Origin of the sequence: Streptomyces sp. NPDC102462 (assembly GCF_044765425.1) — a bacterium.
Classification (GTDB): domain Bacteria; phylum Actinomycetota; class Actinomycetes; order Streptomycetales; family Streptomycetaceae; genus Streptomyces.
Genome location: NZ_JBIWKB010000001.1, coordinates 85,089 through 109,058, shown reverse-complemented (window position 1 = coordinate 109,058; position 23,970 = coordinate 85,089). Strand labels below are relative to the sequence as shown.

Annotated in this window: 32 protein-coding genes, 1 tRNA gene and 2 pseudogenes; 20 read left to right on the top strand and 15 right to left on the bottom strand. The window is 73.2% G+C overall.

The genetic code is table 11. The annotated features are described in order from the left end of the window. Window positions 1-14 precede the first annotated feature (14 nt). On the bottom strand, window positions 15-1,040 hold the full coding sequence (gene selD / locus ACIRFL_RS00490) for a selenide, water dikinase SelD (RefSeq protein ID WP_404022721.1): 1,026 nt from the start codon (window positions 1,038-1,040) through the stop codon (window positions 15-17). A gap of 35 nt (window positions 1,041-1,075) precedes the next feature. Between selD and ACIRFL_RS00485 the strand changes: the two genes are divergently transcribed. Further along, window positions 1,076-1,169, top strand: a tRNA-Sec gene (locus ACIRFL_RS00485). 34 nt (window positions 1,170-1,203) lie between these two features. On the opposite strand, the pseudogene ACIRFL_RS00480 reads toward ACIRFL_RS00485, so the two are convergent. From ACIRFL_RS00480 to ACIRFL_RS00470, 3 genes and pseudogenes are all read right to left on the bottom strand, one after another. Further along, window positions 1,204-2,952, bottom strand: a pseudogene (locus tag ACIRFL_RS00480) (SelB C-terminal domain-containing protein); the annotation flags it as partial. Between the two features lie 5 nt (window positions 2,953-2,957). Then, complete coding sequence (gene selA / locus ACIRFL_RS00475; protein WP_404022719.1) at window positions 2,958-4,391, bottom strand: L-seryl-tRNA(Sec) selenium transferase; 1,434 nt, start codon at window positions 4,389-4,391, stop codon at window positions 2,958-2,960. An 89-nt stretch (window positions 4,392-4,480) separates the two neighbouring features. Further along, window positions 4,481-4,984 (bottom strand): DUF5709 domain-containing protein, encoded by a 504-nt coding sequence (locus ACIRFL_RS00470; protein WP_404022717.1) that lies wholly within the window; start codon window positions 4,982-4,984, stop codon window positions 4,481-4,483. Window positions 4,985-5,169: 185 nt separating this feature from the next. On the opposite strand from ACIRFL_RS00470, the gene ACIRFL_RS00465 reads away from it, so the two are divergent. Then, window positions 5,170-5,841 carry an endonuclease gene (locus tag ACIRFL_RS00465; protein WP_404022716.1) on the top strand — a complete coding sequence of 224 codons (672 nt, stop codon included), beginning with the start codon at window positions 5,170-5,172 and terminating at the stop codon, window positions 5,839-5,841. A 43-nt stretch (window positions 5,842-5,884) separates the two neighbouring features. Further along, window positions 5,885-6,211 (top strand): DUF6480 family protein, encoded by a 327-nt coding sequence (locus ACIRFL_RS00460; RefSeq protein WP_404022714.1) that lies wholly within the window; start codon window positions 5,885-5,887, stop codon window positions 6,209-6,211. A 579-nt stretch (window positions 6,212-6,790) separates the two neighbouring features. Here the strand turns inward: ACIRFL_RS00460 and ACIRFL_RS00455 are convergent. After that, window positions 6,791-7,600 carry a class I SAM-dependent methyltransferase gene (locus ACIRFL_RS00455; RefSeq protein WP_404022713.1) on the bottom strand — a complete coding sequence of 270 codons (810 nt, stop codon included), beginning with the start codon at window positions 7,598-7,600 and terminating at the stop codon, window positions 6,791-6,793. A gap of 38 nt (window positions 7,601-7,638) precedes the next feature. Between ACIRFL_RS00455 and ACIRFL_RS00450 the strand changes: the two genes are divergently transcribed. From ACIRFL_RS00450 to ACIRFL_RS00440, 3 genes and pseudogenes are all read left to right on the top strand, one after another. After that, window positions 7,639-8,055 carry a hypothetical protein gene (locus tag ACIRFL_RS00450; protein ID WP_404022712.1) on the top strand — a complete coding sequence of 139 codons (417 nt, stop codon included), beginning with the start codon at window positions 7,639-7,641 and terminating at the stop codon, window positions 8,053-8,055. An 89-nt stretch (window positions 8,056-8,144) separates the two neighbouring features. Then, window positions 8,145-8,571: pseudogene (locus ACIRFL_RS00445) on the top strand (CBS domain-containing protein). Window positions 8,572-8,622: 51 nt separating this feature from the next. Continuing rightward, window positions 8,623-8,958, top strand: coding sequence for a DUF6343 family protein (locus tag ACIRFL_RS00440; protein WP_404022711.1), 336 nt, complete (start codon window positions 8,623-8,625; stop codon window positions 8,956-8,958). A 50-nt stretch (window positions 8,959-9,008) separates the two neighbouring features. On the opposite strand, the gene ACIRFL_RS00435 is transcribed toward ACIRFL_RS00440, so the two are convergent. The 3 genes from ACIRFL_RS00435 to ACIRFL_RS00425 all read right to left on the bottom strand — a co-directional run bounded on the left by ACIRFL_RS00435 (window position 9,009) and on the right by ACIRFL_RS00425 (window position 11,006). Further along, window positions 9,009-9,305 (bottom strand): hypothetical protein, encoded by a 297-nt coding sequence (locus ACIRFL_RS00435; RefSeq protein WP_404022710.1) that lies wholly within the window; start codon window positions 9,303-9,305, stop codon window positions 9,009-9,011. A gap of 49 nt (window positions 9,306-9,354) precedes the next feature. After that, window positions 9,355-10,296, bottom strand: a complete 942-nt coding sequence (ligD, locus tag ACIRFL_RS00430; protein WP_404022708.1) for a non-homologous end-joining DNA ligase — start codon at window positions 10,294-10,296, stop codon at window positions 9,355-9,357. A 146-nt stretch (window positions 10,297-10,442) separates the two neighbouring features. Then, on the bottom strand, window positions 10,443-11,006 hold the full coding sequence (locus ACIRFL_RS00425) for a Dps family protein (RefSeq protein WP_404022707.1): 564 nt from the start codon (window positions 11,004-11,006) through the stop codon (window positions 10,443-10,445). 300 nt (window positions 11,007-11,306) lie between these two features. On the opposite strand from ACIRFL_RS00425, the gene ACIRFL_RS00420 reads away from it, so the two are divergent. The 12 genes from ACIRFL_RS00420 (at window position 11,307) to ACIRFL_RS00365 (ending at window position 17,705) form a co-directional block, all read left to right on the top strand. Beyond that, complete coding sequence (locus tag ACIRFL_RS00420; RefSeq protein WP_404022706.1) at window positions 11,307-11,552, top strand: gas vesicle protein; 246 nt, start codon at window positions 11,307-11,309, stop codon at window positions 11,550-11,552. A 65-nt stretch (window positions 11,553-11,617) separates the two neighbouring features. After that, on the top strand, window positions 11,618-12,058 hold the full coding sequence (gene gvpJ / locus ACIRFL_RS00415; RefSeq protein WP_404022705.1) for a gas vesicle protein GvpJ: 441 nt from the start codon (window positions 11,618-11,620) through the stop codon (window positions 12,056-12,058). Continuing rightward, on the top strand, window positions 12,055-12,780 hold the full coding sequence (locus tag ACIRFL_RS00410; protein WP_404022704.1) for a GvpL/GvpF family gas vesicle protein: 726 nt from the start codon (window positions 12,055-12,057) through the stop codon (window positions 12,778-12,780). The genes gvpJ and ACIRFL_RS00410 overlap by 4 nt, the downstream gene beginning before the upstream one ends. A gap of 40 nt (window positions 12,781-12,820) precedes the next feature. Beyond that, window positions 12,821-13,084: a gas vesicle protein GvpG gene (locus ACIRFL_RS00405; RefSeq protein ID WP_404022703.1), complete on the top strand. Its 264-nt coding sequence runs from the start codon at window positions 12,821-12,823 to the stop codon at window positions 13,082-13,084. Window positions 13,085-13,112: 28 nt separating this feature from the next. Beyond that, on the top strand, window positions 13,113-13,712 hold the full coding sequence (locus ACIRFL_RS00400) for an ABC transporter substrate-binding protein (RefSeq protein WP_404022701.1): 600 nt from the start codon (window positions 13,113-13,115) through the stop codon (window positions 13,710-13,712). Next, window positions 13,705-14,832, top strand: a complete 1,128-nt coding sequence (locus ACIRFL_RS00395; protein WP_404022700.1) for an SRPBCC family protein — start codon at window positions 13,705-13,707, stop codon at window positions 14,830-14,832. Before ACIRFL_RS00400 ends, ACIRFL_RS00395 begins: the two co-directional genes overlap by 8 nt. Beyond that, window positions 14,829-15,356, top strand: coding sequence for a gas vesicle protein (locus tag ACIRFL_RS00390; protein WP_404022699.1), 528 nt, complete (start codon window positions 14,829-14,831; stop codon window positions 15,354-15,356). The genes ACIRFL_RS00395 and ACIRFL_RS00390 overlap by 4 nt, the downstream gene beginning before the upstream one ends. A gap of 5 nt (window positions 15,357-15,361) precedes the next feature. Continuing rightward, window positions 15,362-16,174, top strand: a complete 813-nt coding sequence (locus ACIRFL_RS00385) for a GvpL/GvpF family gas vesicle protein (RefSeq protein WP_404022698.1) — start codon at window positions 15,362-15,364, stop codon at window positions 16,172-16,174. Further along, window positions 16,171-16,434, top strand: coding sequence for a gas vesicle protein (locus ACIRFL_RS00380; protein ID WP_404022696.1), 264 nt, complete (start codon window positions 16,171-16,173; stop codon window positions 16,432-16,434). The genes ACIRFL_RS00385 and ACIRFL_RS00380 overlap by 4 nt, the downstream gene beginning before the upstream one ends. Before the next feature lie 28 nt (window positions 16,435-16,462). Continuing rightward, the gene (locus ACIRFL_RS00375; protein ID WP_404022695.1) at window positions 16,463-16,843 is read left to right on the top strand and encodes a gas vesicle protein K; all 381 of its coding nucleotides are present in this window, start codon (window positions 16,463-16,465) and stop codon (window positions 16,841-16,843) included. A gap of 65 nt (window positions 16,844-16,908) precedes the next feature. Continuing rightward, window positions 16,909-17,253: a DUF3147 family protein gene (locus tag ACIRFL_RS00370; RefSeq protein WP_404022694.1), complete on the top strand. Its 345-nt coding sequence runs from the start codon at window positions 16,909-16,911 to the stop codon at window positions 17,251-17,253. Further along, window positions 17,250-17,705: a DUF3147 family protein gene (locus ACIRFL_RS00365; RefSeq protein WP_404022693.1), complete on the top strand. Its 456-nt coding sequence runs from the start codon at window positions 17,250-17,252 to the stop codon at window positions 17,703-17,705. Before ACIRFL_RS00370 ends, ACIRFL_RS00365 begins: the two co-directional genes overlap by 4 nt. Window positions 17,706-17,749: 44 nt before the next feature. On the opposite strand, the gene ACIRFL_RS00360 is transcribed toward ACIRFL_RS00365, so the two are convergent. Continuing rightward, on the bottom strand, window positions 17,750-18,451 hold the full coding sequence (locus tag ACIRFL_RS00360; protein ID WP_404022692.1) for a GPR1/FUN34/YaaH family transporter: 702 nt from the start codon (window positions 18,449-18,451) through the stop codon (window positions 17,750-17,752). 209 nt (window positions 18,452-18,660) lie between these two features. Between ACIRFL_RS00360 and ACIRFL_RS00355 the strand changes: the two genes are divergently transcribed. Beyond that, complete coding sequence (locus ACIRFL_RS00355) at window positions 18,661-19,080, top strand: CBS domain-containing protein (RefSeq protein ID WP_404022690.1); 420 nt, start codon at window positions 18,661-18,663, stop codon at window positions 19,078-19,080. A gap of 243 nt (window positions 19,081-19,323) precedes the next feature. Here the strand turns inward: ACIRFL_RS00355 and ACIRFL_RS00350 are convergent, their stop codons facing one another. The 5 genes from ACIRFL_RS00350 to ACIRFL_RS00330 all read right to left on the bottom strand — a co-directional run bounded on the left by ACIRFL_RS00350 (window position 19,324) and on the right by ACIRFL_RS00330 (window position 22,380). After that, entirely contained in the window at window positions 19,324-19,656 is a 333-nt protein-coding gene (locus tag ACIRFL_RS00350) for a DUF3040 domain-containing protein (RefSeq protein ID WP_404022689.1), read from the bottom strand. Window positions 19,657-19,731: 75 nt separating this feature from the next. Further along, window positions 19,732-20,655 (bottom strand): Rieske 2Fe-2S domain-containing protein, encoded by a 924-nt coding sequence (locus tag ACIRFL_RS00345; protein WP_404022688.1) that lies wholly within the window; start codon window positions 20,653-20,655, stop codon window positions 19,732-19,734. Window positions 20,656-20,756: 101 nt separating this feature from the next. After that, entirely contained in the window at window positions 20,757-20,990 is a 234-nt protein-coding gene (locus ACIRFL_RS00340; protein WP_351746275.1) for a hypothetical protein, read from the bottom strand. Between the two features lie 430 nt (window positions 20,991-21,420). Beyond that, the gene (locus ACIRFL_RS00335; RefSeq protein ID WP_404022686.1) at window positions 21,421-21,600 is read right to left on the bottom strand and encodes a hypothetical protein; all 180 of its coding nucleotides are present in this window, start codon (window positions 21,598-21,600) and stop codon (window positions 21,421-21,423) included. Window positions 21,601-21,843: 243 nt separating this feature from the next. Further along, window positions 21,844-22,380 (bottom strand): D-glycero-alpha-D-manno-heptose-1,7-bisphosphate 7-phosphatase, encoded by a 537-nt coding sequence (locus tag ACIRFL_RS00330; RefSeq protein ID WP_404022685.1) that lies wholly within the window; start codon window positions 22,378-22,380, stop codon window positions 21,844-21,846. A 327-nt stretch (window positions 22,381-22,707) separates the two neighbouring features. On the opposite strand from ACIRFL_RS00330, the gene ACIRFL_RS00325 reads away from it, so the two are divergent. Then, window positions 22,708-23,271 carry a hemerythrin domain-containing protein gene (locus tag ACIRFL_RS00325; protein ID WP_404022683.1) on the top strand — a complete coding sequence of 188 codons (564 nt, stop codon included), beginning with the start codon at window positions 22,708-22,710 and terminating at the stop codon, window positions 23,269-23,271. Window positions 23,272-23,383: 112 nt separating this feature from the next. Here ACIRFL_RS00325 and ACIRFL_RS00320 read toward each other — a convergent pair whose 3' ends face one another. Then, window positions 23,384-23,914 (bottom strand): hypothetical protein, encoded by a 531-nt coding sequence (locus ACIRFL_RS00320; RefSeq protein ID WP_404022681.1) that lies wholly within the window; start codon window positions 23,912-23,914, stop codon window positions 23,384-23,386. Window positions 23,915-23,970 lie beyond the last annotated feature (56 nt).

Sequence of the window (23,970 nt, the reverse complement as noted above, 5' to 3'; positions counted from 1 at the left end):
CGCTCCCCCCGTGGTCACCGGAGCACGAGGGAGTGCGGTCCGCAGGGCACGAGTTCCCCGATCACCGGCGCCCCGGGCACCTCGCCGGCGACCAGGAGCCCGCCGGAGGTCTGGGCGTCGGCCAGCAGGATCCGTGTGTCCTCGTCGGTCGTGCCGAAGTCCGTGACGGGAGTCACCCACTGGAGGTTGCGCCGGGTGCCGCCGCTGACGTACCCCTCCCGTACGGCCTGACGTGCGCCGTCGAGGTAGGGCACGGCGGCCGTGTCGATCACCGCGGTCACCCGCGAGGCCCGGGCCAGCTTGTGCAGATGGCCGAGCAGCCCGAAGCCGGTGATGTCGGTGGCGCAGACCGCCCCGGCCGCCAGGGCCGCGGCCGACGCGTCCCGGTTGAGGGCCGCCATCGTGGCGACGGCCTGCTCGAACCGTTCGCCGGTGGCCTTGTGCCGGTTGTTGAGCACGCCGAGGCCGAGGGGTTTGGTCAGCGACAGCGGCATGCCGGGCCGGCCGGTGTCGTTGCGCAGCAGCCGTGCCGGGTCGGCCAGTCCGGTGACGGCCATGCCGTACTTGGGTTCGGGGTCGTCGACGCTGTGACCGCCGCCGACGTGGCAGCCGGCCTCGGTGGCGACCTGGAGCCCGCCGCGCAGCACCTCGCGGGCCAGCTCGAACGGCAGCACGTCCCGCGGCCAGGCCAGGAGGTTGACGGCGACGACGGGCCGGCCGCCCATCGCGTACACGTCGGACAGGGCGTTGGCCGCGGCGATGCGTCCCCAGTCGTAGGGGTCGTCGACGACCGGCGTGAAGAAGTCCGCGGTGGACACCACGGCCTGTGCGGGGCCGCTCTGCGCGGGCAGCGCGACGACGGCGGCGTCGTCCCCGGTGGCGAGGCCGACCAGGAGGGGCGTGTCCACGGCCGAGGCCGGCAGCGGTGCCGCAAGGGCGCCGAGGACGTCCTCCAGCTCACCGGGCGGGATCTTGCAGGCGCAGCCGCCGCCGTGGGCGTACTGCGTGAGTCGTACGGACGCTTGGCGGGTCGTGGTCATCGCGGTCTCCTGCGCGCGTAGCCTTGGGGGTCGGTGGAGGCGTGTGGGTGCCTGGTGGCCCTCCCGGTCTTCAAAACCGAGGTGCCCGAGGATCTCGGGCAGGCGGGTTCGATTCCCGTCCGCCTCCGCTTGCGGTGCCGGTCCGGCAGCGCCGCCGCCGGTCGTCGATACGCTCCGTGTACCCCTGTGCGTCCAGGTGCTCCAGCAGCGGCACGGCGACCCGCCGGGTGGTGCCGAGGGCCTGCCGGGCCTCGCTCAGCGTGAACGGCTGGGGCAGCCGGGCGAGCACGGCGGCGGCCCGCGCGTCCGCGCCGGGCAGCAGCACGATCCCGTCGGCGACCCGCAGCAGCGCGCCCGCGGCGACCGCGGCGGCCACCGCCTTGCGGGTCAGGCCCAGTTCGGTGAGGCGGTCGGCCTCGGGCGCGCGAAACGGTGCCGCCGTAAGCTCCCGCCCCACGGCGTCGACGGCCGCGCGGACGGCGGGAGGCAGCGTGGGCCCCGGGGTTTCGCAGGGGTAGAGCCTGCCCTGACGGCGGGTGAGCGGCCGGCCGCCGGGCGCGTCGGCCAGGGCGTCCACCAGTGACCGGTCGGGCAGGCCGAGCAGATGCCGGGCCGCCTGTGTGGGCAGGCCCGGTTCCAGGGGGTGCTCTCGCGCGTACCGGTCCACCGCGGCGGTCAGACGTTCACGCAGCGCGGCCCAGTGCGCCGGGTCGGCGAGCCAGTCCCCGGCGACCGGCAAGGCCGGGGCCGGCACGCCCATGGCGAGCAGTTCCGGGCGGCGGATCAGCCCGCGGCGGCGCAGTTCGGCCGGCCCGTCCGGTACGCCGGTCATGGCGGCCAGTTGCTCCGCTCGGGCCCGGCCCGCGCCCCGCCGGGTCAGCGGCGGCGGGCGGACGTCCAGGACGGTCACCGCGCACGGCACGCGGCGGCCTCCCGGTTCGCGCAGCACGGCACGGTCGCCGACGCGCAGCGGCAGGCCACGGTCCAGGGTGAGCCGTGCCGTGTCGGGGCCGAGCGGGCGGACGGCGACCGGGACGGCGGCGGTGCCGATGTGCAGGGTGACCCTCATCGGCAGGTCGTCGACCGGTTCGCCGGTGACCCGCACGTCGGTGAGGCGCGTGAGCAGCCAGCGCTCCGGTGCCAGCAGCACCTGACCGCGGCGCAGCGCTCCGGCCGCCAGGCCGTGCACGTTGACCGCGATGCGGGCCACCCCGCTGACGGCGGAGCGTTCCTCGTTCAGCGTCTGCAGGCCGCGCACGCGGAGCGTGGCGCCCTCGTCGCCGGTCACCAGCCGGTCGCCCACCCTCAGGGTGCCGGCCCCGAGCGTGCCGGTCACCACCGTGCCGTGCCCGCGCACCGTGAAGGCCCGGTCCAGCCACAGCCGTACGTCCGCGTCGGCGGGCGGGACCGGGAGCGCGGCAACCGACCGGGCCAGTACCGCACGCAGTTCGTCGAGTCCGGCGCCGGTGACCGAGCTGACCGCGACGGACGGTACGGCGCCCAGCGAGGTGGCCGCCATCCGCTCCAGCGCGGCGGCGCGGGCCGGGCCGGGGTCGGCCAGGTCGCTGCGGGTCACGGCGAGGACCGCGTGCCGCACGCCGAGCGCGTCGAGGATCGCCAGATGCTCCTCGGACTGGGCCTGCCAGCCCTGGTCTGCGGCCACCACGAACAGCACCGCGGGCACCGGCCCGGCCCCGGCGAGCATGGTCGGCACGAACTTCTCGTGACCGGGCACGTCCACGAAGGCGACCTGCTCCCCGTCCGGGCCGAGCCGCGTCCACACGAACCCGAGGTCGAGGGTCAGCCCTCGGCGCCGCTCCTCCTCGAAGCGGTCGGGTTCCATGCCGGTCAGCGCCCGCACCAGGGCGGACTTGCCGTGGTCGACATGGCCGGCGGTGGCCAGGACGCGCATGCCGGCTACCTTTCCGCGGCCGACCGGACCGCCGCGGCCAGCCGGTCGTCGTCCTCGGGCGGCACCGCGCGCAGATCGAGCAGGCAGCGACCCGCCTCCAGCCGCCCGACGACCGCAGTGGGTCCGGTGCGCAGCACGGCGGCGAACGGCTCCGGCAGGGACAGCGCGGCACTGGGCAGGGTCACCCCGGGCGCGCCGCCGCCGCCGACCGTCGCGGCGCTCTGCACGGACCGTACGTCGATGCCGTGTGCGCCGAGGAGGCGGGCGAGCCGGTCGGCGCGGGCGCACAGCGCGGCCGGGTCGGCCGTCAGCGCCTCCGCGGTCGGGGTCGGCGGTCCGGTGAGGGTGGCCTGCAGGGCGGCCAGCGTCAGTTTGTCCACGCGCAGGGCGCGGGCCAGCGGGTGCCGGGACAGGGTGCGGACCAGGCCCGCCTCGCCGAGGACGAGCCCGCACTGGGGTCCGCCGAGCAGTTTGTCCCCGCTGGCGGTCACCAGCGAGGCCCCGGCCCGCAGTTGCGTCTCGGCGTCCGGTTCGTCGGGCAGCAGCGGGTGGGGGGCCAGCAGCCCGGAGCCGATGTCGACGACCACCGGCACGCCCAGCGCGGCCAGTTCCCGGGCGCCGGCGCCGCTCGTGAAGCCGGTGATGCGGAAGTTCGAGGGGTGCACCTTGAGCACGAAGCCCGTGCCGGGTCCGATCGCCGCGGCGTAGTCGGCGGCGGTCGTGCGGTTGGTGGTGCCGACCTCGTGCAGCCGGGCCCCGGTGGACTCCAGGAGGTCCGGGAGCCGGAAACCGTCCCCGATCTCCACCATCTCGCCGCGGCTGATGACGATCTCCTTCCCGGCGGCGAGCGCGGTGGCGGCCAGCACCAGGGCGGCGGCGCCGTTGTTGACGACGTGCGCCGCCGCGGCGGACGGCACCCGCTCGCGCAGCGCTCCGAGCGCCGTGCGCCCGCGCCGGGCCCGTGCGCCGGTGGCCAGGTCGAGTTCCACGTCGGTGGGGCCCGACGCCTCCGCCACGGCCCGGCGTGCCGCCGCCGACAGGCTCGCCCGGCCGAGGTTGGTGTGCAGCAGGACCCCGGTGGCGTTGATCACCGTGCGCAGTCCGCCCGCCGTCCCCGGCAGCAGCGCGACGGCCGTGTCGGCGGTCCGTTCCGGCGGGACGCGGCCGGTGCGGGCGCGCTCCTGTGCCTCGCGGACCGCGGCCTTGACGACGGACACGCCCAGCCGACGGGCCGCCTCGGTCAGCCGCGGCTCCCGCAGGAGCGCGTCGGTGCGGGGGATCCTGCGCCGTACGTCCGCCTGCGGGCGGCCGGTCCCCCCTTCGGGCGCGGGCGCCGCGGCCCGTGCCGTCCCGGCTTCCTCCGATGCGACCTGCGGCTCCACCCGGTCCTGCCTCTCCGCCCGCCTCCGACCGTCCGAGATGTCCTGCGCGACGTCCATCGTCTCCCAGTGCCCCGGGCCGTGCGCCCGACACGCCGCGGCGGGCCGCATCCGCGTCGGCGCCGGTGCGGCCCGCCCGCCGGCGCGGGTCAGGCGGGCGGCGGCCCGTTCCCGTCCTCGCCGGCTTGCGCGGACTCGTCCACCACGTGCACGGCGGCCTCCTCGGCGGATGCCGCGCCGCCTGCGACACCGGTCTCCTCCGCCACGGTGTCGTCCGTCGCCCCGGACGCTTCTTCGGCCGCCGTCAACCGTCCGGCGCGCCTGTCACCGGCCTCGGTGTCGACGCGCTCGCCGCTGCCGCCCGGAAGGTCCCCGATCCCGTCGCCCGGCGGCGGCGCCACATCGGGTCGCTCGGCCCGCAGGCGCTCGTCCAGGGAGTCCCGCTCGCGCTGCTCCGCGGCCGTGGTACCGCGGCTGTGTGCCGCGAGCGGCTTCTCGGGCGGCGAGTACCCCTCGTCGATCGCGGGGTTGACGCCGCGCTCGTCCAGGCTGTCCTCCGGGTCCAGCACCCCGGCGTCGTCCTGGACCTCGGACCGGTCCGGCTGGTACACCTCGTCGCCCATGTGCTCGTACTCGCCCTGTTCGTTGGACATGCGTGCTCCTCGCGCAGTCGGATCGGGTCCGGCGCGTGACCGCGGCACGCGCCGGGCGGTGCCGCGGTCATCGGCGTGGCCCCGGAAGTCCTCGCGCCCGGGTTTCCGGGTGCCGAACCCGTGAAACCCGTCCAGCACGGGAGCCCGGGGGCCGCGGTCCGACTTCGTCCATGTTGCGAGGCGTCATGAGTTCCACGACGACCAGGAAGAACTCCCGCGACCGCACGGAGAAGGCGGTCGTACGGGCCCTGCTCGACCGGCAGGGATCGACCTACCTCGGCCAGGCGGGCATCCGGTTGCGGAACACGCCCGGTCCGCTCTACCAGGCGCTCGTCCTCGCCGTGCTGCTGAGCGCCCGCATCAAGGCGGACATCGCGGTGGCCGCCGCCCGGGCGCTCTTCGAGGCGGGCATGCGCACCCCGCGCGCGATGGCGAAGGCGTCGTGGCAGCAGCGTGTCGACGCGCTCGGCGAGGGCGGATACCGGCGCTACGACGAGCGCACGGCCACCATGCTGGGCGACGGCGCGGACCTGCTGCTGGAGCGGTACGGCGGTGATCTGCGCGGACTGCGTGAGCGTGACGACCCGAGAGACGCGCTCCAGGAGGTTCCCGGCCTCGGGCCCACGGGTGCCGACATCTTCCTGCGTGCCGTGCAGACGGTGTGGCCCGAGTTCGCGCCCTATGTCGACAAGAAGGCGTTGGACGGCGCCAGGCGGCTGGGGCTGCCCGCGTCGCCCGAACACCTCGCGAGCCTGGTGAGCAGGCGCGAACTGGCTCGCTTCACCGACGGACTGGTCCACGCGGCGCTGGACAAGCCGCTCGCCGACGATGTCCTCGCCGAGGCGAAGGCCGCGTAGCGGCACCGGGCGGTCCGTCCCGAGGAGACGAAGGACCGAGGTCATGAACGCCAAGCACGCGCACCGCGCCGGCACCTCGCACGGCGTCCGCAGGCTCGCGCCGAAGACCGGGGCGGCCCCGGCGGGGCCGGCCGGCCGGAACGACGGGTCGGCGGCCCACCCGGTGGAGGGCATCGCCGTACCGGAAGACACCGCCATGGCGCCCGGTGCGACGCCTCCCGCCGAGTCCGGGGTGTCCGGGCTCGCCGCGCCGGAACGCGAGGCGCTGCGCCGGGGATGGTCGCTCGCGCCGCTCGCCGTCATCGGGATCGTCGTGCTGCTCGTGGCCATCGGCCTGGTGGCCATGGCGGTCGTGCTGGCGACGACCTGACGCGTCGTACGCCGCCGGGAACCCGGAGCCCCGAGTCCCGTGCCCGGCGTCTTGAGCCCGGAGCCCTGAGCCTGGCCCGACGCCTTGGGCCCGGAGCCCTGGGCCCGGAGCCCGCAGAGGTGACGCCGGTGGATGTGAACGCTGTTGCCGATGAGCTGTACGGGCTTCGGCCGGAGGACTTCACCGAGGTCCGTGACCGACGCGCCGCGCAGGCCCGCGCAGCGGGTGACGGGCGACTGGCGCGGACGATCGGCGGAATGCGCCGGCCCAGCCTGTCGGCCTGGGCCGGCAATCTCCTGGTGCGCGAGCGGTCCGACGAGGTCCAGCGGCTGCTCGGGCTCGGCCGTGAACTGCGAGGCGCACCGGGAACTCGACGGCCCGCGGCTGCGCCTGCTGGTCCAGGGGCAACGGACCCTGATCGACGCGCTGTCCCGACGGGCCCGGCAGCTGGCGGCCGCCCCTGACCCTGACAGCTCGGGACATTGGTCCGTGCACAGATGAGAGCGGCCGGAACTTCATCTGGGCGCCCCGCCGGCTCGGACTCCTGTCTGACCGCTGCCTGACAGCAGCCGACCTGGGTCAGCGACGCGCACGCGCGAGCAAGGCCGCATGCGGCAACCTCAGTAGACCGTCCTCGCCAGCAAACTCGGCGCTGAATAGATCGAAGTGACGCTTGATCTCGGCCCGGATCCCAGGCGTCTGGCTCTGCACCAACTGCCCGCCGAAGGCCACTCCACTCGCAGGTCCGCTCCACCACTCGTCGGCGCTCGCGCGGTGATCCCAGCGCAAGGTCTGGCACACCGCCTCGCGCAGCCCTGCCGCATCCATCAGCCCCGTCAGGCCGCTCTCGTCGCGGGGAAAATCATCGTCGGGGGCCAGCCCTGCGGGCAGGTGTGGTGGACGCACCGCACCCGCGGCTTGGATCGCGCGACCGATCAGAGTCTGTCCTGCGGCCGGCGGCACCGCCCATATCGTCAACGCGATCCAACCGTTGGGCCTCACGACACGGCGCAGTTCGGCCAAGGCAATCTTGGGCTGACCCACGTGGTTCAGCACGAAATTGGCCACGACGGCGTCGAACTCTCCGTCGGTGAAGGGCAGCCGAGGAAGAGCGGCCACGCGCACGTCAGCCGCGGGTGCGGCCTGCTTGGCCAACTCGACCATGGTCGGCTCCGCATCCACGGCCGTCACCGTCGCGCCCCGGGCACATGCGGCAGCAGCGACCGTTCCCGGCCCAGTCCCTACATCCAGTATCCGCGAGCCTGGCCCTACCTCGGCGGCATCGAGCAACTGCGGCACCGGATAGGCGCACAGCTTGGCGAAGCTTCCGGCATAAGCGGCACCCTGACCCGCCCAGATGAGCCGCTCACTCTTGTCGAACCCCGTCATCGGCACCGGAACCCTCCCGGACTTCAGTCAAGATCGGCATGTTGTCACGACCCTACTCACTGTCTGACCAGCGCGGACAGCTCGAGCCTCCCGAGGCGACCGATGTCGTCGACCTCACCGAGGTGCTGCGCCGCAGCGTGGAGCAGGCCACCGGCAGGTCCGCGGGAAGGACCGAAGGCAAGCGGGCGGTCAGCCGGCGGCCGGCCCGCGGCACCCGGGCAGGCGACACACGCCGCGGACAGGGCCGCACCGGACGGACCAGACGGTCGAAGGCCGAGGCGCTGTCCTCGCTGTCCTCGCTGTCCTCGCTGTCCTCGCTGTCCTCGCTGTCCTCGCTGTCCTCGCTGTCCAAGGATCAGCTCTACCAGCGGGCCACGAAGGCGCGGGTCCCCGGCCGCTCGAAGATGAACCGGGACCAGCTCATAGCGGCCCTCCGGCGCGGCGCCGCCGCCTGACCCGGCATGCCCCGCACCGGTTTGGTCCCGCCCGTGCTGGCTACGCGGCAGGGGACAGCACACGGCCCAGCCGCAGGACGGGAGTCGACATGACACGGCCAATTCGCGAGGTGATGACCCCCGACCCGGTCACCGTGGAGCCGATGACCTCGCTGGAGCGGGCCGCCGCGGCGATGCGCGAACGCGATGTCGGCGACGTCCTGGTGGCCTACGACTGCGATCTGTTCGGTGTCCTCACCGACCGCGACATCGTGGTCCGGGCCCTTGCGGACGGCCTCGACCCGCACACCGCGACCGTCGGCGACCTGTGCACCCGGCCCGCCCCTGGCCACCGTGACCCCCGAGGACACCACCGGCCACGCGGCCGAGCTGATGCGCGAGCACGCCGTGCGCCGGCTGCCCGTCGTGGAACGCGGCGGCTGCCCGGTCGGCATGGTCACCCTGGGCGACCTGGCCGCCGGCGACGACCCGCGGTCCGCGCTCGCGGACATCAGCAGGGCCCGGCCGAACCGCTGAACAGGCAGCAGGAGCACGAGCCGTGAGCACCGTCCACCGAGGAGGACGACCATGAGCCCCGAACCTCCCGGGCACCCCGAACCGCCGACGCCGCGGTCGCGCTCCGGCACCCTGGGCCGGCACGCTCCGCGCACCGGCGACGAGCCGGTCACCGCGCAGAGCCCCCTGCGGCTGCGGCGGCTGCTGAGCGGGATCTTCCTGCCGGTGTTCGTGGCGGCGGCCGTCCTGTTCGCGCTGTGGGCGCGGGTCTCCGGCCCCGGGAACAGCCCTCACCGGGCCGTGCTGATCACGATCGCCGCCCTCTGCGCGATCATCGCCTTCCTCGCCGTCCTGGACCTCGTGGTGGTGGTCCGCCGGCTGCGCCGCGAGCGGGGCGCCGGTCGCTGACGACGCCGGTGGGGGCCGGTCGGTGGAGCCGCCCGGTTGGGGCGGGTGCGTCAGCCGGTCATCGGGCCGGGCGTGGTGGTGCGTGGCCCGCGGGTCCGGTGCAGACGTGCCGTCCTGCGCCGGTGGTGGGTGGCTCCGCCGGCCACGATGGCCAGGCCCAGGCAGAACAGCAGGGCCAGTGCAAGGCCGGAGCAGAAGATGCCGAGCGGGCCGAGCGTGGCGATGTGCTGGCCGAGTACCGACACCGCGTAGTCCGGACCGCCCGACAGATTGCCGGCGATCGCCAGGGCGGTGAAGGCGCCCGTCGCCACGAGGAGGAGCAGTCCGAGGAACACCATCTGATTCATCTCCTCAAAAAGTCGTTCTGAGGAGGCGAGTACCTGCAATACGGCGGATCTACACAAGGGCGTCCAGACGCCGTTGCGCGGTGCCCAGCGAGCGCCGGCAGCGGCCGAGCCCCTTCCAGGGGTCGCCGTACTTGTCCAGGCGCTCGGGGAGTGTGCGCAGGGTCCAGCGCCGCGGGCCGAGTCCGGGATCGTCGAGTTCGTCCCAGTGCAACGGGGTCGCGACCGGGGCGTGCGGGCGGGCGCGTACGGCGTAGGGGGCGACCGAGGTCTGTGCGTAGGCGTTGCGCTGGGTGTCCAGGTAGAGCCGGCCGCGGCGCTTGTTCTTGCGTGCCTCGGTGGTCAGCCGGTCGGCATGGCGCTCCGCCAGCACATCGGCGACCCGCCTGGCGAAGCGCCGGGCGGTGTCGAAGTCGGTGCGCCCATCGAGCAGGACGACCAGGTGGATGCCCCGCGATCCGGTGGTCATCAGCGCCGGACGCAGCCCTAGTTCGGTGAGCAGGTCCCCCACCGTGCGGGCGCTCCAGCGCACGGCCGCGAAGCCGTCCTCGTCGTCCGCGCCGTCATCGGGGGGGTCGAGATCGAAGACCAGCCGGTCCGGGCAGTCCAGGCGGTCCGCCGTGCTCAGCCAGGGGTGCGGTGTGATGCACGCCTGGTTGGCGAGGTAGGCCAGGGTGGCCGTGTCGTCGCAGACGGCCATGGTGAGGCTGCCGCCCTCCTTGGGCACCCGGACGGTGCGGATCCACTCCGGGAAGTAGCCGGGTACGTCCTTGTGATAGAAGGACTTGCCCCGGTATCCGTCCGGGTAGCGTTCCATCACCAGGGGCCTCTCCCGCAGATGCGTGAGCATCGGGCGGGCCACGGTCCGGTAGTAGTCGATCAGCTCGGCCTTGGTGATCCCGTCGTCCGGGAAGAGTTCCTTGTCGAGATGGGTCACCGGTACCCGCCGATCGCCCACCCGGATCTCGTCCTTCGCCGCTGCCCTGGCACTCATCGGCTTCTCCTCGCCTTCTGCCCGTGCCGCCGTCTTTCGGCCCTCCACCCGGGGGACGGTCGCGACCGCCGAGTGCCCGCCGGGCGCGCCGGCATGCGGGCCTGCTCACCCGACGTGACCGCCGACCGGCCGTGGTGCGCGCCGGCTCAGCTCACCTCGGCCCCCTTCTCGGCGGCCTCGGCCTCCGTCCTCGCCCGGCCGGTGGCCAGCGTGCCGCCCGCGCTCTCCAGGTGGGCCCGCACGAACCACTGGAACTGTTCCAGATCCCGCAGCTGCTCGATCAGCAGGTCCTCCGTGGCGACGTCGACCCGGCCGGCCTCCTTGATCGCGGCACGCACAGCTTCGATCACTCCGGTGTACACGAGGTCGAGCGCGCCGAGATGGGCGATGGCGTCGGCCCGGCCGATGGAGTAGTCGTCCCAGGTGCGCTCCGCGACCAGGGCCCCCGGCGTGCCCTGGGCGACGCCGCCGAGCGCGGCGATCCGCTCGGCCACGTCGTCGGCCATCTCCCGCACCCGGTCCACCTGCGGGTCGAGCATTTCGTGGACCGCGATGAAGTGGGGTCCGACGACGTTCCAGTGCACGTGCTTGAGCGTCAGATGCAGATCGTTGAGCGTGTGCAGCCGGAGCCGGAGCAGACCGATCAGCCGGCCGGCCGCCTCGCGTCCGATGCCGGGGACCGTGTACTTCGGGGTCGGTTCCTGCGTCATGGTTCACCTCGGTTCTCTTCGGCGGCGTGGTGGTACGCACCGACTCTGGTGCCCCGGTTCCGCCGTGTCAGACCCGCGGATCCTGGGCCAGGACCGATGCCGGCAGGACCGCGTGGCGGCCGCGCGGCGGGCCGGGTGCCTCGCTCCCGGCCCTCGTCAGGACTGGCACGGCCCGGCAAGAAGGTCGATGATTGACACAGAGATAGAAGGTGACTGATCACGAACGACCGTGAGCGGAAACAGGCGCCCGCCCCGTCGTCCGGGGAATCCGCCCCGGACCGGGTGTCGGCTCCCGACGCCATGAAAGGCGCGACCGAGCAACTGGCACAGCTGCTGGGGCGGGCCCCGGTGTCGGTTTCGGCGCTGAGGCCGACCGATGCGGGCTGGGAGGCCCAGGTCGAGGTCGTGGAGCTGGAGCGCGTGCCGGACACGAGCAGCGTGATGGCCAGCTATCAGGTCGTTCTCGACCCCGCGGGCAGGCTGATGGCGTACGAGCGCACCCGCCGCTACACCCGCGCACAGGTCGACAGAGAAGGCCGTCGCTAGGGATGTCTTGAGACGACAGGACATCCCCTGGGCGCGGTATCCCCTTCGTGTGAAGGGAACAGACTGTGACTGTTGTGCCGCAGGGCAACGCCGGCGCGGCTGCCGGGCCGTCCGGAGGTTCGGGAAACCTGTACGACGTGCTGGAACTGGTCCTCGACCGGGGCCTGGTCATCGACGCGTTCGCCCGGGTGTCCCTCGTGGGCATCGAAATCGTCAAGGTCGACGCACGGGTGGTCGTGGCCAGCGTCGACACGTATCTGCGCTTCGCCGAGGCCGCCAACCGGCTGGATCTGGAGGCGGGCCGCAAGGCCCCCGCCCAGCTGACCGACGTCGTCGAGAGCGCTTCCGAGGGCGGCGCCCGCGGCAAGAGCAAGGGGGCGCTGACCGGTGCCGTCGAGGCGTTCACCGAGTCGTTCCAGAAGGGCCGCTCGGACGAGGGCGAGGAGCGGCACGAGCATGCCGAGCGCGGCTCGGGCCGCCGTTCTTCCAGGGAGCGGGAGGAGTGAGCGAGCCGATGTCCGTGTATGTGTACGGGATTACCAAGGACTCGCATCCGCTGGACCTGAACAGCCTCAAGGGCGTGGGCGAATCACCCGGTGAGCTGCACGTGGTGAGCGGCGGGTCGTTGCGCGCGGTCGTCAGTGAGACCCCCGGGGAACTGGCGGTCTCCCGCCGGGACCTGGCGGCGCACTACGAAGTCCTCGACCGTCTGTGGGAGGACGGCACGGTCCTGCCGCTGAGCTTCGGGTTCGTCGCCCAGGACGAGGACGCCGTACGCACCGTGCTGGAAGAGGGTGCCGAGCGGTACGCGCAGCGTCTCGACGAGTTCGCCGGTCGGGCGGAGTTCAACGTCAAGGGCGTCCAGGACGAGGATTCGCTGCTGCGTGACATCCTCGCTACGTCCGAGCAGGCCCGTGCGCTGAACGAGGCGACCCGCGAGGGCGGCGGGACCTACGAGGACCGGGTGGCGCTCGGGGAGTTGGTGGCCCAGGAGGTGCAGCGGCGGCAGGACGCGCTCGCCGCCGAGGTGCTTGAAGCGCTGCGGCCGCTCGCGTCGTCCGAAAGGCTCGCGGAGCCGTCCCAGCAGTACTTCGTGAGCGTGTCCTACCTGGTGGACCACGAGCGGTCCGAGGAGTTCACGCGCATTGCCGGGGAGTTGGCCGAACGGTACGGAGAGGGCGTCGAACTGCGGGTACGCGGGCCGCTGCCGCCGTACAGCTTCGCCTGACCCCGCTGTCCTGGTCCGTTCTGATCCTTGAGGAGTCGGTATGGGACTGGTCACCGAGATCCTGGTGCTGCCCGCCGCGCCCGTGCGGGGCATCTGGTGGGTGCTGGACAAGGTCGTCCGTGCCGCCGAGGACGAGTACTACGACCCCGCTCCGGTGCAGGAGGAACTGGTGAAGTTGGAGCAGGCGCGCACCGAGGGCCGTATCGACGAGGAGGACTTCGCGCGGCGCGAGGGGGAACTGATGCGCCGCCTGGAGGAGATCAGGGCCTTCCAGCTGCGCAGCGGCGGGCAGGGCGGTCTGTGAGGCGTGGGCAAGGAAAGAAGACACCATCATGAACAACGCCAAGATCGGAGCGGCTGTCCTCGGCGGGTATGTGCTGGGCCGCACCAAGAAGGCCAAACTCGCCCTGAGCCTCGGGGCGCTGATGGCCGGGTCACGGATCAAGCCGGGGCAGGTCGTGAAGGCCGTCCAGGACTCCCCCTTCCTCGGCCATCTCACCCAGCAGGTGCGCACCGAGCTGACGGGCGCGGGAAAGGCGGCGGCCACGTCGGTGCTGACCGCGAAGGCCGACAGCCTGGCCGACACCATCCACCAGCGCACCACGGCTCTGCACGAACGAGCGCATCCGCACGCCGAGGACGCCGGGACGGACGAGACGGACACGGAGGACACGGCGGACACGGAGGACGAGGACGAGCCACGCGCCGGACGTGAGGAGGACGATGAGCGCGAGGCCGGGCGCGGGCGGAGCGAGCGCCGCGGGGGCGAGTCGGACCGGAGCGAGGGGCGCGCGAAGAAGGCGCAGCACCGCGGGCCGGACGAGGACGAGGGCGAGTCGCGCGGCAGGAGGCCGGCGGGCAGGTCGGCGGACGCCGAGGGGCGTTCCAGGAGCGGCTCCGCGGCACGAGCGAGGAGGCCGGACGATGGCTGAGGGCAGGTCGGCGGAACGCGGCTCGGGCGGCGGTACCGGGACCCTCGACAAGGTTCGTGCACAGGCGTCGCAGAATCCTGGCGCGAACCGGCTGAAGGATGAGCTGGAGCACTACCTGGAGGCGCGGCTCGAATTGATGTTGGAGGGCGTGGGCCACCGGCTCGGCGAGGGGGCGCGCAAGCTGACCGAGACACACCTCGGCCCCCGCGCGCTCACCGGCGTCGCGGCCAAGGGCGGCCGGCAGCTCCTCAAGCACGCGTTGCCGGGCGAGGCACTGACCTCGACGGCGTCCCATGCCAAGGACGCGTTGCTGGACAAGGCCAAGGACCTCACGGGGAAGCGGCACGAGAAGGCCCCGCAAGCCACGGGAACGGGCAGGGGCTTGACGATCATCGAGGACATCGACATCGGCGTGCCCGTGCGTGAGGCGTACAACCAATGGACGCAGTTCACGGAGTTCGAACGGTTCGCCAAGGGTGTCGTCAGCGTCGAGCAGAAGGACGAGGTCACCACCCAGTGGGAGGTGAAGGTCGCCAAGGCGGGCCGTCGCTGGCGCGGCGTCATCACGGAGCAGATACCCGACGAGCGGATCGCCTGGACGTCCGAGGGGGACAAGGCGACCACCAAGGGCGTCGTCACCTTCCATCCGCTCGGGGACAACCTCACCAAGGTGCTCCTCGTCCTGGAGTACTTCCCGAAGGGCGTGGTGGAGAGGACCGGCGGTCTGGTCCGGGCCCAGGGCCGGCGCGCACGGCTGGATCTGAAGCTCTTCCGCACGTTCGTGATGATGCGCGGCAAGGCAACCGGCGGCTGGCGCGGGGAGATCCGCGAGGGCGAGGTGGTGAGCGGTCCGGAGGACACCGAGAAGGCCGAGCAGGAACACGAGGCGGAAGAGGAAGGCCCGGACGAGGACGAGGAACGGGACGAGGACGAGGAAGAGGAAGAGGAAGAGGAAGAGGAAGAGGAACGGGACGAGGACGAGGACAGGGACGAGAACGAGTACGACGGTGAGAAGGAGAGCCCGGAGGAGGAGAGCCCGGAGGAGGACGAGGACGAGGACGCGCACGCAGGCAAGGGCCACAAGGGCAACGAGGACGAGGACGAGGACGAGGCGCCGTGACCGAGCCCGCCCCCAGGTCGTCGCGAGCCCTGTCCCCGTACGGACAGGGGCAGTCCGCGAACCTCGCCGACATTCTTGAACGCGTCCTCGACAAGGGGATCGTCATCGTCGGCGACATCAAGATCAACCTCCTCGACATCGAGCTGCTGACCATCAAGCTCCGGCTTCTGGTGGCGTCCGTCGACAAGGCCAAGGAGATCGGCATCGACTGGTGGGAGCACGACCCCGCCCTGTCGTCCCGCGCCGATCACCGACGCGACCTGCGGGAGCAGAACGAGCGGTTGCGCGCCGAAGTGGAGTCGCTGCGCAGAGAGCTCGGCGAGGTCGCTCCGGAGCTGACCGAGGGCGGATCCGGCGGCCGTCGCCGCTCGCGTGACACCGAGCAGGGGCGCCGCGAGCGGCGTGCCGAGCCGCGCCGCGAACGCCGTGGATCCGACAACGACGGTGCCGACGAGTACGACGAGTACGACGAGTACGACGAGTACGACCACGACGAGGACGAGGACGACGAGGACCGGAGCTGACAGCGGTGGACGAGGGGCTGTGCTACGCCTACGCGGTGGTGAGATCCGCCGAGTCGGAGCGGATCGCGCTCGCGGATGTCCGCGGTGTCGCGGACGCCCCGGTGGGCCTGGTCGCTTCGGGCCAGGTGGCCGCCGTGGTGAGCGAGGTGCCCCGGGACGAGTTCTCGGAGGCGGCGCTGAAGGACGCTCTGGAGGACATGCGCTGGCTGGAGGCGACGGCCCGCGCCCACCACCGGGTCATCGAGGCCCTGGCCGCGCGGACCACGGTGCTGCCGCTGCGGCTGGCCACCGTGTATCTCGACGAGGACCGGGTGCGGGACATCCTGCACGAGCGTCAGGCGGCGTTCGCCGCGCTGCTGGACCGGCTGGCCGGCCATGTGGAATGGGGCGTGAAGGTGTACGTCGAGGCGGCGCCCGCCTCCGCGCCGGCCCCGGAGGCGGCCGGCGGCCCGGCCGACGAGGCGAACCCGGGACGCGCGTATCTGCGCAGCCGCAGGCACCAGCGACAGGAGCGGCAGGACGCGTGGCGGCTCGCCGAGGAGGCCGTCCGGCGCACCGAGGAACAGGCCCGCGGTCTGGCGGCCGAACGCGCCCGGCACCGGCCGCAGGAGGGCAGCCTTGCCCAGGTGCCCGGGGAGAACGTCGCCAATGACGCCTATCTGGTCCCCCGGCGGCTGGCCGAGGAGTTCCGCGACCGGATGCTGCACGCCGCGGACGGCCTGCACGGGGTACGCGTGGACGTCACCGGACCCTGGGCGCCGTACTCCTTCACCGTCCCGCTCTCCCCCGACGAGCAGGAGGAGGCCGGGCGGCGGTGAGCGGGTACGACGCGTACGACGACCGCAGGGGCCGGCAGCAGCAGGTCGCCCTGATCGACCTGCTGGACCGGCTGCTGAGCGGCGGTGTGGTGCTCAGCGGAGATCTCGTGCTGTCCATCTCCGACATCGACCTCGTGCGGATCTCACTGCGCGCGGTGGTGATCGCCGTCCGTGAACAGTTGGACGAGCAGTGGGCGACGTTCCTTCCGGCGGGGCCCGTGCTCACCGAGCGTGGCGGCGGCGGTGACGAGCCCGGCTGACCGCCCGCCCGCCGGGTCCGCCGGCCGCATGCGGGAGGCCGACCGCATGCGGGAGGTGGCCGAGGCCGCCGACCGGGCGTTCTCGCTGCTGCCGGCCCGCCCGGACGATCTCTCCCCGTCCGGGCGGGGATCGGGCGCCGCGCGTCGACTGCGCGCCGACCCGGACACGGTGGAGCGGGACCTCGTCAAGCTCGTCCTGACCATCGTCGAGCTGCTGCGCCAGCTGATGGAGCGCCAGGCGCTGCACCGGGTCGACGAGGGCGACCTGACCGAGGAGCAGGAGGAACGACTCGGCCTGACCCTGATGCTGCTGCACGACCGCATGGCCGAACTGTGCGACCGCTACGGCCTCACCTTGGCCGACCTCAACCTCGACCTGGGACCGCTCGGCACCCTGCTGCCGCCGTGACGGCCGACGCCCCGCGTCCGGCGTGGGTCGTTGCCTGGAGGTCGCTTCCTGCTGAGGCTGTGGGGATGCAGAACCTGCTGGAGTTCGTCCTGAAGGCCCTCATCGGCGGCCTGTTCGTGGTGGGTTTCGCGCTGGCGGCGGAAACCGTCCAGCCCAAGCGGCTGGCCGGGATCTTCGCCGCGGCCCCGTCGGTGGCGCTGGGCGGGCTGATCCTGACGGTGGTGTTCAAGGGCGACGCGGACGCGGCGACCGCGGCACGGGGGATGGCCGCCGGAGCGGCGGCCTTCACCGCCTACTGTCTCGTCGCCGTCCCGGCCCTCGCCCGGTTCGGGGCCCTGCGGGGGTCGGCGGCGGCACTCGTCGTGTGGTTCGCGGCAGCGGCCGGCCTCGCCTACGCGGTGGCGCCGTGAGCGGGGCTGGGGGCCCCCGGAGCGAAAGCGGCGACGAGGACACCGACCGGGTGCGGGTCGAGTGGCGGGCGGCCCTGCGCACCCCGCGCAAGGACGTGCTGGTCCGCTTCGGCTTCGGCGCGGGCGTGTCACTGATCGCGGCCATCGTGTCCGCGCTGTTCGGACCGTACGTCGGCGGCGTGTTCCTCGCCTTCCCCGCCATCCTGCTGGCCAGCGTGACCCTCGTCGCCGAGGAGGAGGGCCTGCGCCGCGCCCGCGACGATACGCGCGGGGCCGCGCTGGGCACCCTGGGGCTTCTGGCGTTCGCGGTCGTCGTCACGGTTCTCGTGCGCCGGCACTCGGCGTGGCCGGCGCTCGTGGCCGCGACGGCCGCCTGGGCCGTGGTGTCACTGGCCGCCTACGCGATCGCCCGGGCCGCGGGCCGGGGAGGCGACGAACGATCCGGCGGATAGGCGCGCGGGCGCGGCGCATCGCGCGGGTCGAGTGGGTGCGCTGTTCACAGTTGCTTGCGGATCCCCGGTTCCCTGGGCAGCCGGGTGTGCTGGCCGGGCAGGCCCTCCTCGATGGCCCGGCGCGCGTCGCCACGGCGCAGCACGGGCAGCACCGTGTGCTGGCGCAGATCCTCGACGAGAAAGGCCGTACCGGCGTACAGCGCGAGGGCGACCAGCAGCAACGCGGCGGCGCCGCCCGCCCGTTGCAGGGCCTCGGGGGCGCCGAGCTGGTAGGCCGCGGCGAGGACGGCGCGCAGCACCGAGACGGTCAGCACGGCGCCGAGCAGTGCCTTGCCGAGGAAGGCGACCACCATCAGCGGCAGCAGCATCAGGGCGAACGCGCACAGGTACATGCCCACGGCGGTGCTCGTCCGCTCGGAGGGAGAAACGGCGTACAGCGCGCCGAGAGAGGCCCAGGACGTGGCGAACAGCCCGAGTGTGCTGGCCGCTCCGGTGTCACGGGTCAGATAGGCCATGATCGCGGCGAGGAGTTCGAGGGGGAACACGAAGACGGCCAGCAGGATGCCGGCCGTGCGGATCTGGTCACCGGTGATCAGGTCGAGTCCCAGGCCGCCGAGGAGCGCCATGCCGATGCCGAAGGAGAAGAATCCGAGCGGAAGCGGGTTGCCGTAGGGCCGGACGACGACCGTGGCCGCCTCGGCGCCCTGCGGGACCTGCGGGGGGCTGCTGCCCCTGTCCTCACTCATGGGCTCCGGTGGATTCGTCGACGGTGCTCGATCGCCGCGCCACCGGTGGCGGAAGCGGCCTCAGCCCGAGTATCCAGGCCCGAAGGGACGGAAACGGGCGGCCCCGACCGTTTCCGGGTGGACGGTGCCGGACCGTGGGTACCCGGTCGCACAGAGCGGTGGACAGCACCGCGATAAATGGAACGCGACGAGTGGAAAGGGTACGGCACATGACTGAGCATGTACGCGACATCATGACCGGCACCCCGGTGACCGTGGAACCGCAGGCCTCGGTCACCGCGGTCGCCCGGCTGATGCGCGACCAGGACATCGGCACCGTGCTGGTGACTCACGGCGAGGAACTGCACGGTGTGGTGAGCGACCGCGACCTGGTGGTGCGGGCGATCGCGGAGGGCATGGACCCGGACCGGACGACCGCGGCCATGGTGGGCAGCGGCGAGCTGGTGACCGTCGGCCCGGACGAAGACCTCGGGCATGCGGTCGAGTTGATGCGCGAGCACTCCGTGCGGCGGCTCCCCGTCGTCGAGAACGGGCATCCGATCGGCATCGTCGCCCTCGGTGACATGGCGATCGAGCGTGACCCGGGGTCGGCGCTCGGCGACATCAGCGCCGCCAGGCCCAACAAGTAGCCGGTCTCAGAAGGGAGATGGAGCGGGGAAGCCGGCGGGCGGGGCCCGTCGCGCCGCCGATGCGACGGGCCCCGCCCGCGGTTGACGCCCACGGACGTGTTTTCGCCGTACGGCCCGGGGAACTCGGAGAACGCGGCTGAGCGGCCGTGGGTTGCAGGAAGGACCCGGGTACCGGACTCCCCCCGCCCGGCGCCCGGGTCCACCTGCGCACGGCTGCCGCCCCTGGCCGCCCAAGGCCGGTCCTCAGTCCGGCCACCCACCGCCACGGCGTGCGGGCACACCGTCGCGGGTGGCGCGGCACAGCAGCCGGAAGGCCTGCACCAGCGTGAGCGGCCACACCACGGCGAAGCACCACAGCACCGCACGGTCCGAGGTGCGCGCGCCGATGACCGCCAGGAACACCGAGGCCAGGGTCATCAGTGCGACGGCGAGCCGCAGCCAGATGGCCGAGGGCCCTCCGCTCATCCGGCGGGCGAAACGGCGGTCGTGCCGCAGCTCCGCCTCGATCCGCGCCAGGGCGGACCGCTCATGGGGCGACAGCGGGGCGTCCCGCGAAGGTTCCGGGTACTCGCCCATGATGACGGCGCCTCCTCGGCTCGCCTCGCTCCCCGGCCACACGAGCCCCCGCGAGGTGGCCGGTGACGCCCTGGATCACCGCGGGGCGAGGCGGACTTCGACGGCTCTTCCGGCGACGACCCGGCAGTCGAACCGGGGCTGGGGTGCGGTCGCCGGGCCGTGGACACTCGTTCCGTCCGCGAGCCTGAACCGGCTTCCGTGCCACGGGCATTCGATGCAGCCCTCCAGGACCTTGCCCTCGTGCAGCGGACCGTCCATGTGGCTGCACCGGTCGGCCAGTGCGTGCAGCACCCCGGGTGCGTCCTGGACGACGACCAGGGCCACCTCGTCGGCCGTCCGCCGTACGGGCTCGCCCACGGGAAAGTCGTCCAGCGTGCCGACGCGGTGCCAGCCCGGCTCGACCAGCACGGGCACCGCTTCCGCGTGGTTGACGCCGGCGGCCTGCCGGTAGGCGAGGTGGCCGCCGAGCAGTCCCCCGGCCGTGGCGACCGTCAGCCCTCCGTAGCCCAGCACCCGGCCGAGCACGGGACGCCCCTTGGTACGCGCCGCCAGGGAGGCGGCGTACGCGAGGACCGCGGCCGCGTTGGCGGTGGCGTGCACCAGGCCCACCCGGGCCTGTCGCGGGCGTTGCTCCGCCCATTCCACCCAGCCGGCCAGCGCGGCCGGTCCCGCGGCGGCCAGACCGACCGCCACCAGGCGGCGCGCGGCCCGGCTCTCCCCGGGGAAGAGGTCGAGGACCGCGGCGGAACTCCATGAGCCGATGGGCAGTTGCACCAGCACGGGGTGGAGGGGATGGCCGAGCCACAGGCCCCGCAGCATGTCCCTGCCCCGGCCCAGAGGAAGCGCGCGTACGCTCTTGCGCAGCGCCCCGCTGATGCCGTCGAGTCGTTCCTCGCCCTCCAGGGCGTCCATCACCGACGCGAGCGCACCGCTCAGGTCTGTGGGTGTGCGTTTCTGTGTCGTCTGTGTCGTCTGCGTAGTCCGTCTCGTGAGCCTCATGCCGGCCGGCCTTCCCCTTCGCTTCACCACGATCACCGTTGCCGGACCCGATGCGGAGCACCGGGTATCGGCGCCGGGCCGCGCCGGGCGGCCCGGGCGGTTCAGGACGTCAGCCGGTCACGCAGCAGCTCCATGCCCAGCTCCGCGCCCTTGCGGCTGTCGGCCTGGGCCTTGCGGAAGAGTTCCGCGAGTGCGCTGTCCTTCTCGCGCTCGGCATCGCCTATGTAGGTCTCCAGCCGCAAGGCGTTGTTGAGGCATGCCTCCACATACCAGATCAGGTTGTAGTCCTTGTCGAGGGTGCCGGTGATGTCACCGGTCTCGGTGCTGCTGGTCATCTCGCCTCCTTGGGACCCTTCGGGACCCGGGCGGGTCTCCGTGGCCGTCCTCCGAGTGCCCCCGGGCCGGCCCGCCATGCCGCAGTTCCCTCCGTCCGGCGGACATCCGCTCGCGCGCATCTCTCGTTGATGCACGCGTGAGCGCACAAGGGCCCCGGGGAACAGCGAGCGTGCGGTATGCCGCCTGGACGGAACACCTGCGCCGGGCGCTGGCCCGAGGCGAGCCGACGTTCGTCGCGCGCCTCGGTGTCGTCCCGGACGAGCCCCTGGCGGAGGCACATGCCTCCGTCGTCGAGCCGGCCGGTTCCGCGCGCCCTCGCGGCGGGAACGGACCGGTGCCGCGGCGGGAGACGGGGTGGCTGCCCCCATGAGGCAGGCCGGCACGCCCACGGAAACACCACCCCGGCACGGGACATACGGTGCGCCGGCGTCAGTCCTCACCTCGGACGACGTTCCCTTCGTCGCCGCGGAGCCCGTCCGCGGCCCTGCCGTCGGCCGTCGCCCGCACACAGGTGCGTATGCCCTGCCCGCGCAGCCGCCGCGCCCTCGCCCACCCCGTCTCGGGGCTGCGCGGGGTGGTCGTCTCTTTCCTGGGTGTTTCCGCAGTCACGCCGGTCCACTTCCTTCGCTGTCCGAACCCTGTGCGCTCCGGTCCGGGAGATCACCGGGTTTCCGCGGAACGACGAGAGAAACGTGTCCGGTCACATGTGCCGGCGCGGCCCGGACGGATCCCCGACGCCATCCGAGGCGCAGCGCCCCCAAGGGGCCGCGGGCAACCGCGCGCTCGGTCACGGCGCTGCCGCGCCCGGCTGCCGGATGCGCGACCGGCTGTGCCGGCCCGGCCTGCGGCGTCTCACGTGTGGGTACGCCCGTTCTCGCCGAGCAACCAGCACACCGCGGTCAGCAGGTCGGGCGCGCTGCGGGGGGCCGCGGCGATCTCCTTCGGCAGCGTCGCCGCCGTCGGCACCAGCACGCCTCGCGCGCCCGCCGCCCGCGCGGCCTCCAGGTCGGCGGCGATGTCACCGATCACCACACAGTCCGCGGGCGCCACGCCCAGCCGCCGGGCCGCCTCGGTCACGAGCCCGGGACGCGGCTTGCGGCAGGCGCAGCCGTCGCTGGGCGCGTGCGGGCAGTACACCCAGGTGTCGAGTCCGCCGAGCAGGGCGTCGGCCCGCGCGTTCACCCGGCGGACCGACGCGTGGGTGAGCAGCCCCCGGCCGATGCCCGACTGGTTGCTGACCACGCCGGTGGCCAGGCCCGCCGCGCGCAGCAGGTCCAGGGCGGGCCGGGCACCGGGCAGCGGTCGCACCCGGTCCGGGTCGCCGTTGTACGGGACGTCCTCGACGAGGGTGCCGTCACGGTCGAAGAGCACCGCGGCCGGCCGGTTCACGGCGCGTCCCTGTGGTCGGGCGATTCGGGCACGGTGCCTCCTGTGCTGTGTTCCACCTGTCCTGTGTTCCACGCCGCGCGGTCACGGATGCCCGGCCCGCTGCTCCGGTGGCACACCGCGCCTTCCCCGCCGCCCTTGTGGCCCTCGTCCGTGCCGTGGGCGTCGGTCTGCGTGCGCAGCAGCGAGTTCCCCGAAAGCAGACGTCCGACTCCGCCGGACCCGCGGAGCCAGAACGACGGGTCTGCCGCGGGTGCGTGAGAACGCCGATGCCGGGGACTCGGGTGCTGCAGCGGACGGACCGCTGGGCTGTGTCAGGAGGTGGACGACATGGGACACGGTGGAAACGTGATCGACGAGCTCACCACCGATCACCGGGAGGTCGAGGAGATCTTCGGGAAGATCGAGGCGCTGGCGCCCGGTGACAAGAACCGGAAGGCGTACGCCGACCAGGCCACCATGGAGCTGGTGCGGCACTCGGTGGCCGAGGAGGCGTATCTCTACCCGGCTGTGCGTGAGCACGTCGCGGGAGGTGACGCGCTGGCCGACAAGGAGATCGAGGACCATGCGAAGGCCGAACAGATCATGAAGGATCTGGAAGGCGCGGACGCGCAGGACACGGAGTTCGACCGGCTCGTGGGCGCCCTCATGAGCGAGATCCGCGCGCACATCACCGACGAGGAGCAGAACCTCTTCCCGAAGCTGCGCGCCGCCTGCCCCACCGACGCCCTGAACGATCTGGGCGACAAGGTGCGGCAGACGAAGAAGATCGCGCCGACCCGCCCGCACCCCTCCGCACCGGACAAGCCTCCGGCCAACAAGCTGCTGGCGCCGGGCGCCGGTCTGGTCGACCGGCTCCGCGACGTGCTGACGGGCCGGGGCAAGACCGGCTGACCGGCCGCGCGGCCGACGACGGGGCCGGCGGCCTGCCCTGCGCCCCTGCCGGCTCGCAAGACCGCCCGAGGGCCCGCCCCGGTCCGCAGGGCCCGCCCGTGGACCGGGGCGCTCAGTTCATGGCCGCGCGCCCGCACTCGTCGAGCCGGGCGAGCAGCTGGGCGCGGTGCAGTTCCGCGACGGGGGCGAGCAGGTCGGGGTGTCTCAGCAGCGCCCCTGCACGCCGGTCGCCCTCGTCGGGGGTGCGCAGCCGCCGGAAGTCGACCCGTGCGGCGGCGGTGTGCTCTCCCCCGGCGAGCGCGTCCACCGCGCGGCCGGCCAGGCCGGGGTCGGCGAGGAAGCCGGCCGCCCAGCTGGCGACCACCTCGTCCACCCAGGTGCGCCAGGCCGTCTCGGCCGTCTCGGGGTCGTGCGCCGGGTCCGCGCCGGTGATCCAGTCGAGCCGTGACGAACCCCCGGGCCCGGCCATCGCGACCAGCCCGGCGTCGAGCGCGGTCGGATACCGCAGCCATGCCGCCACGGTCACCGCCTGCCGCGCCTGTGCCTCGCACAGGGCGGAGGCGATCACGCCGCCGTCCGGTGGAAAGGCGGTCGTCAGCCAGCGAGCCGTCGCCGCGATGAGCGGGGAGAGATCTGCGAGCACTGCTTGCCGTCCCAGGGCCGAGGGGAACAACGGGGAACGAGGCGGAACAACGGGAA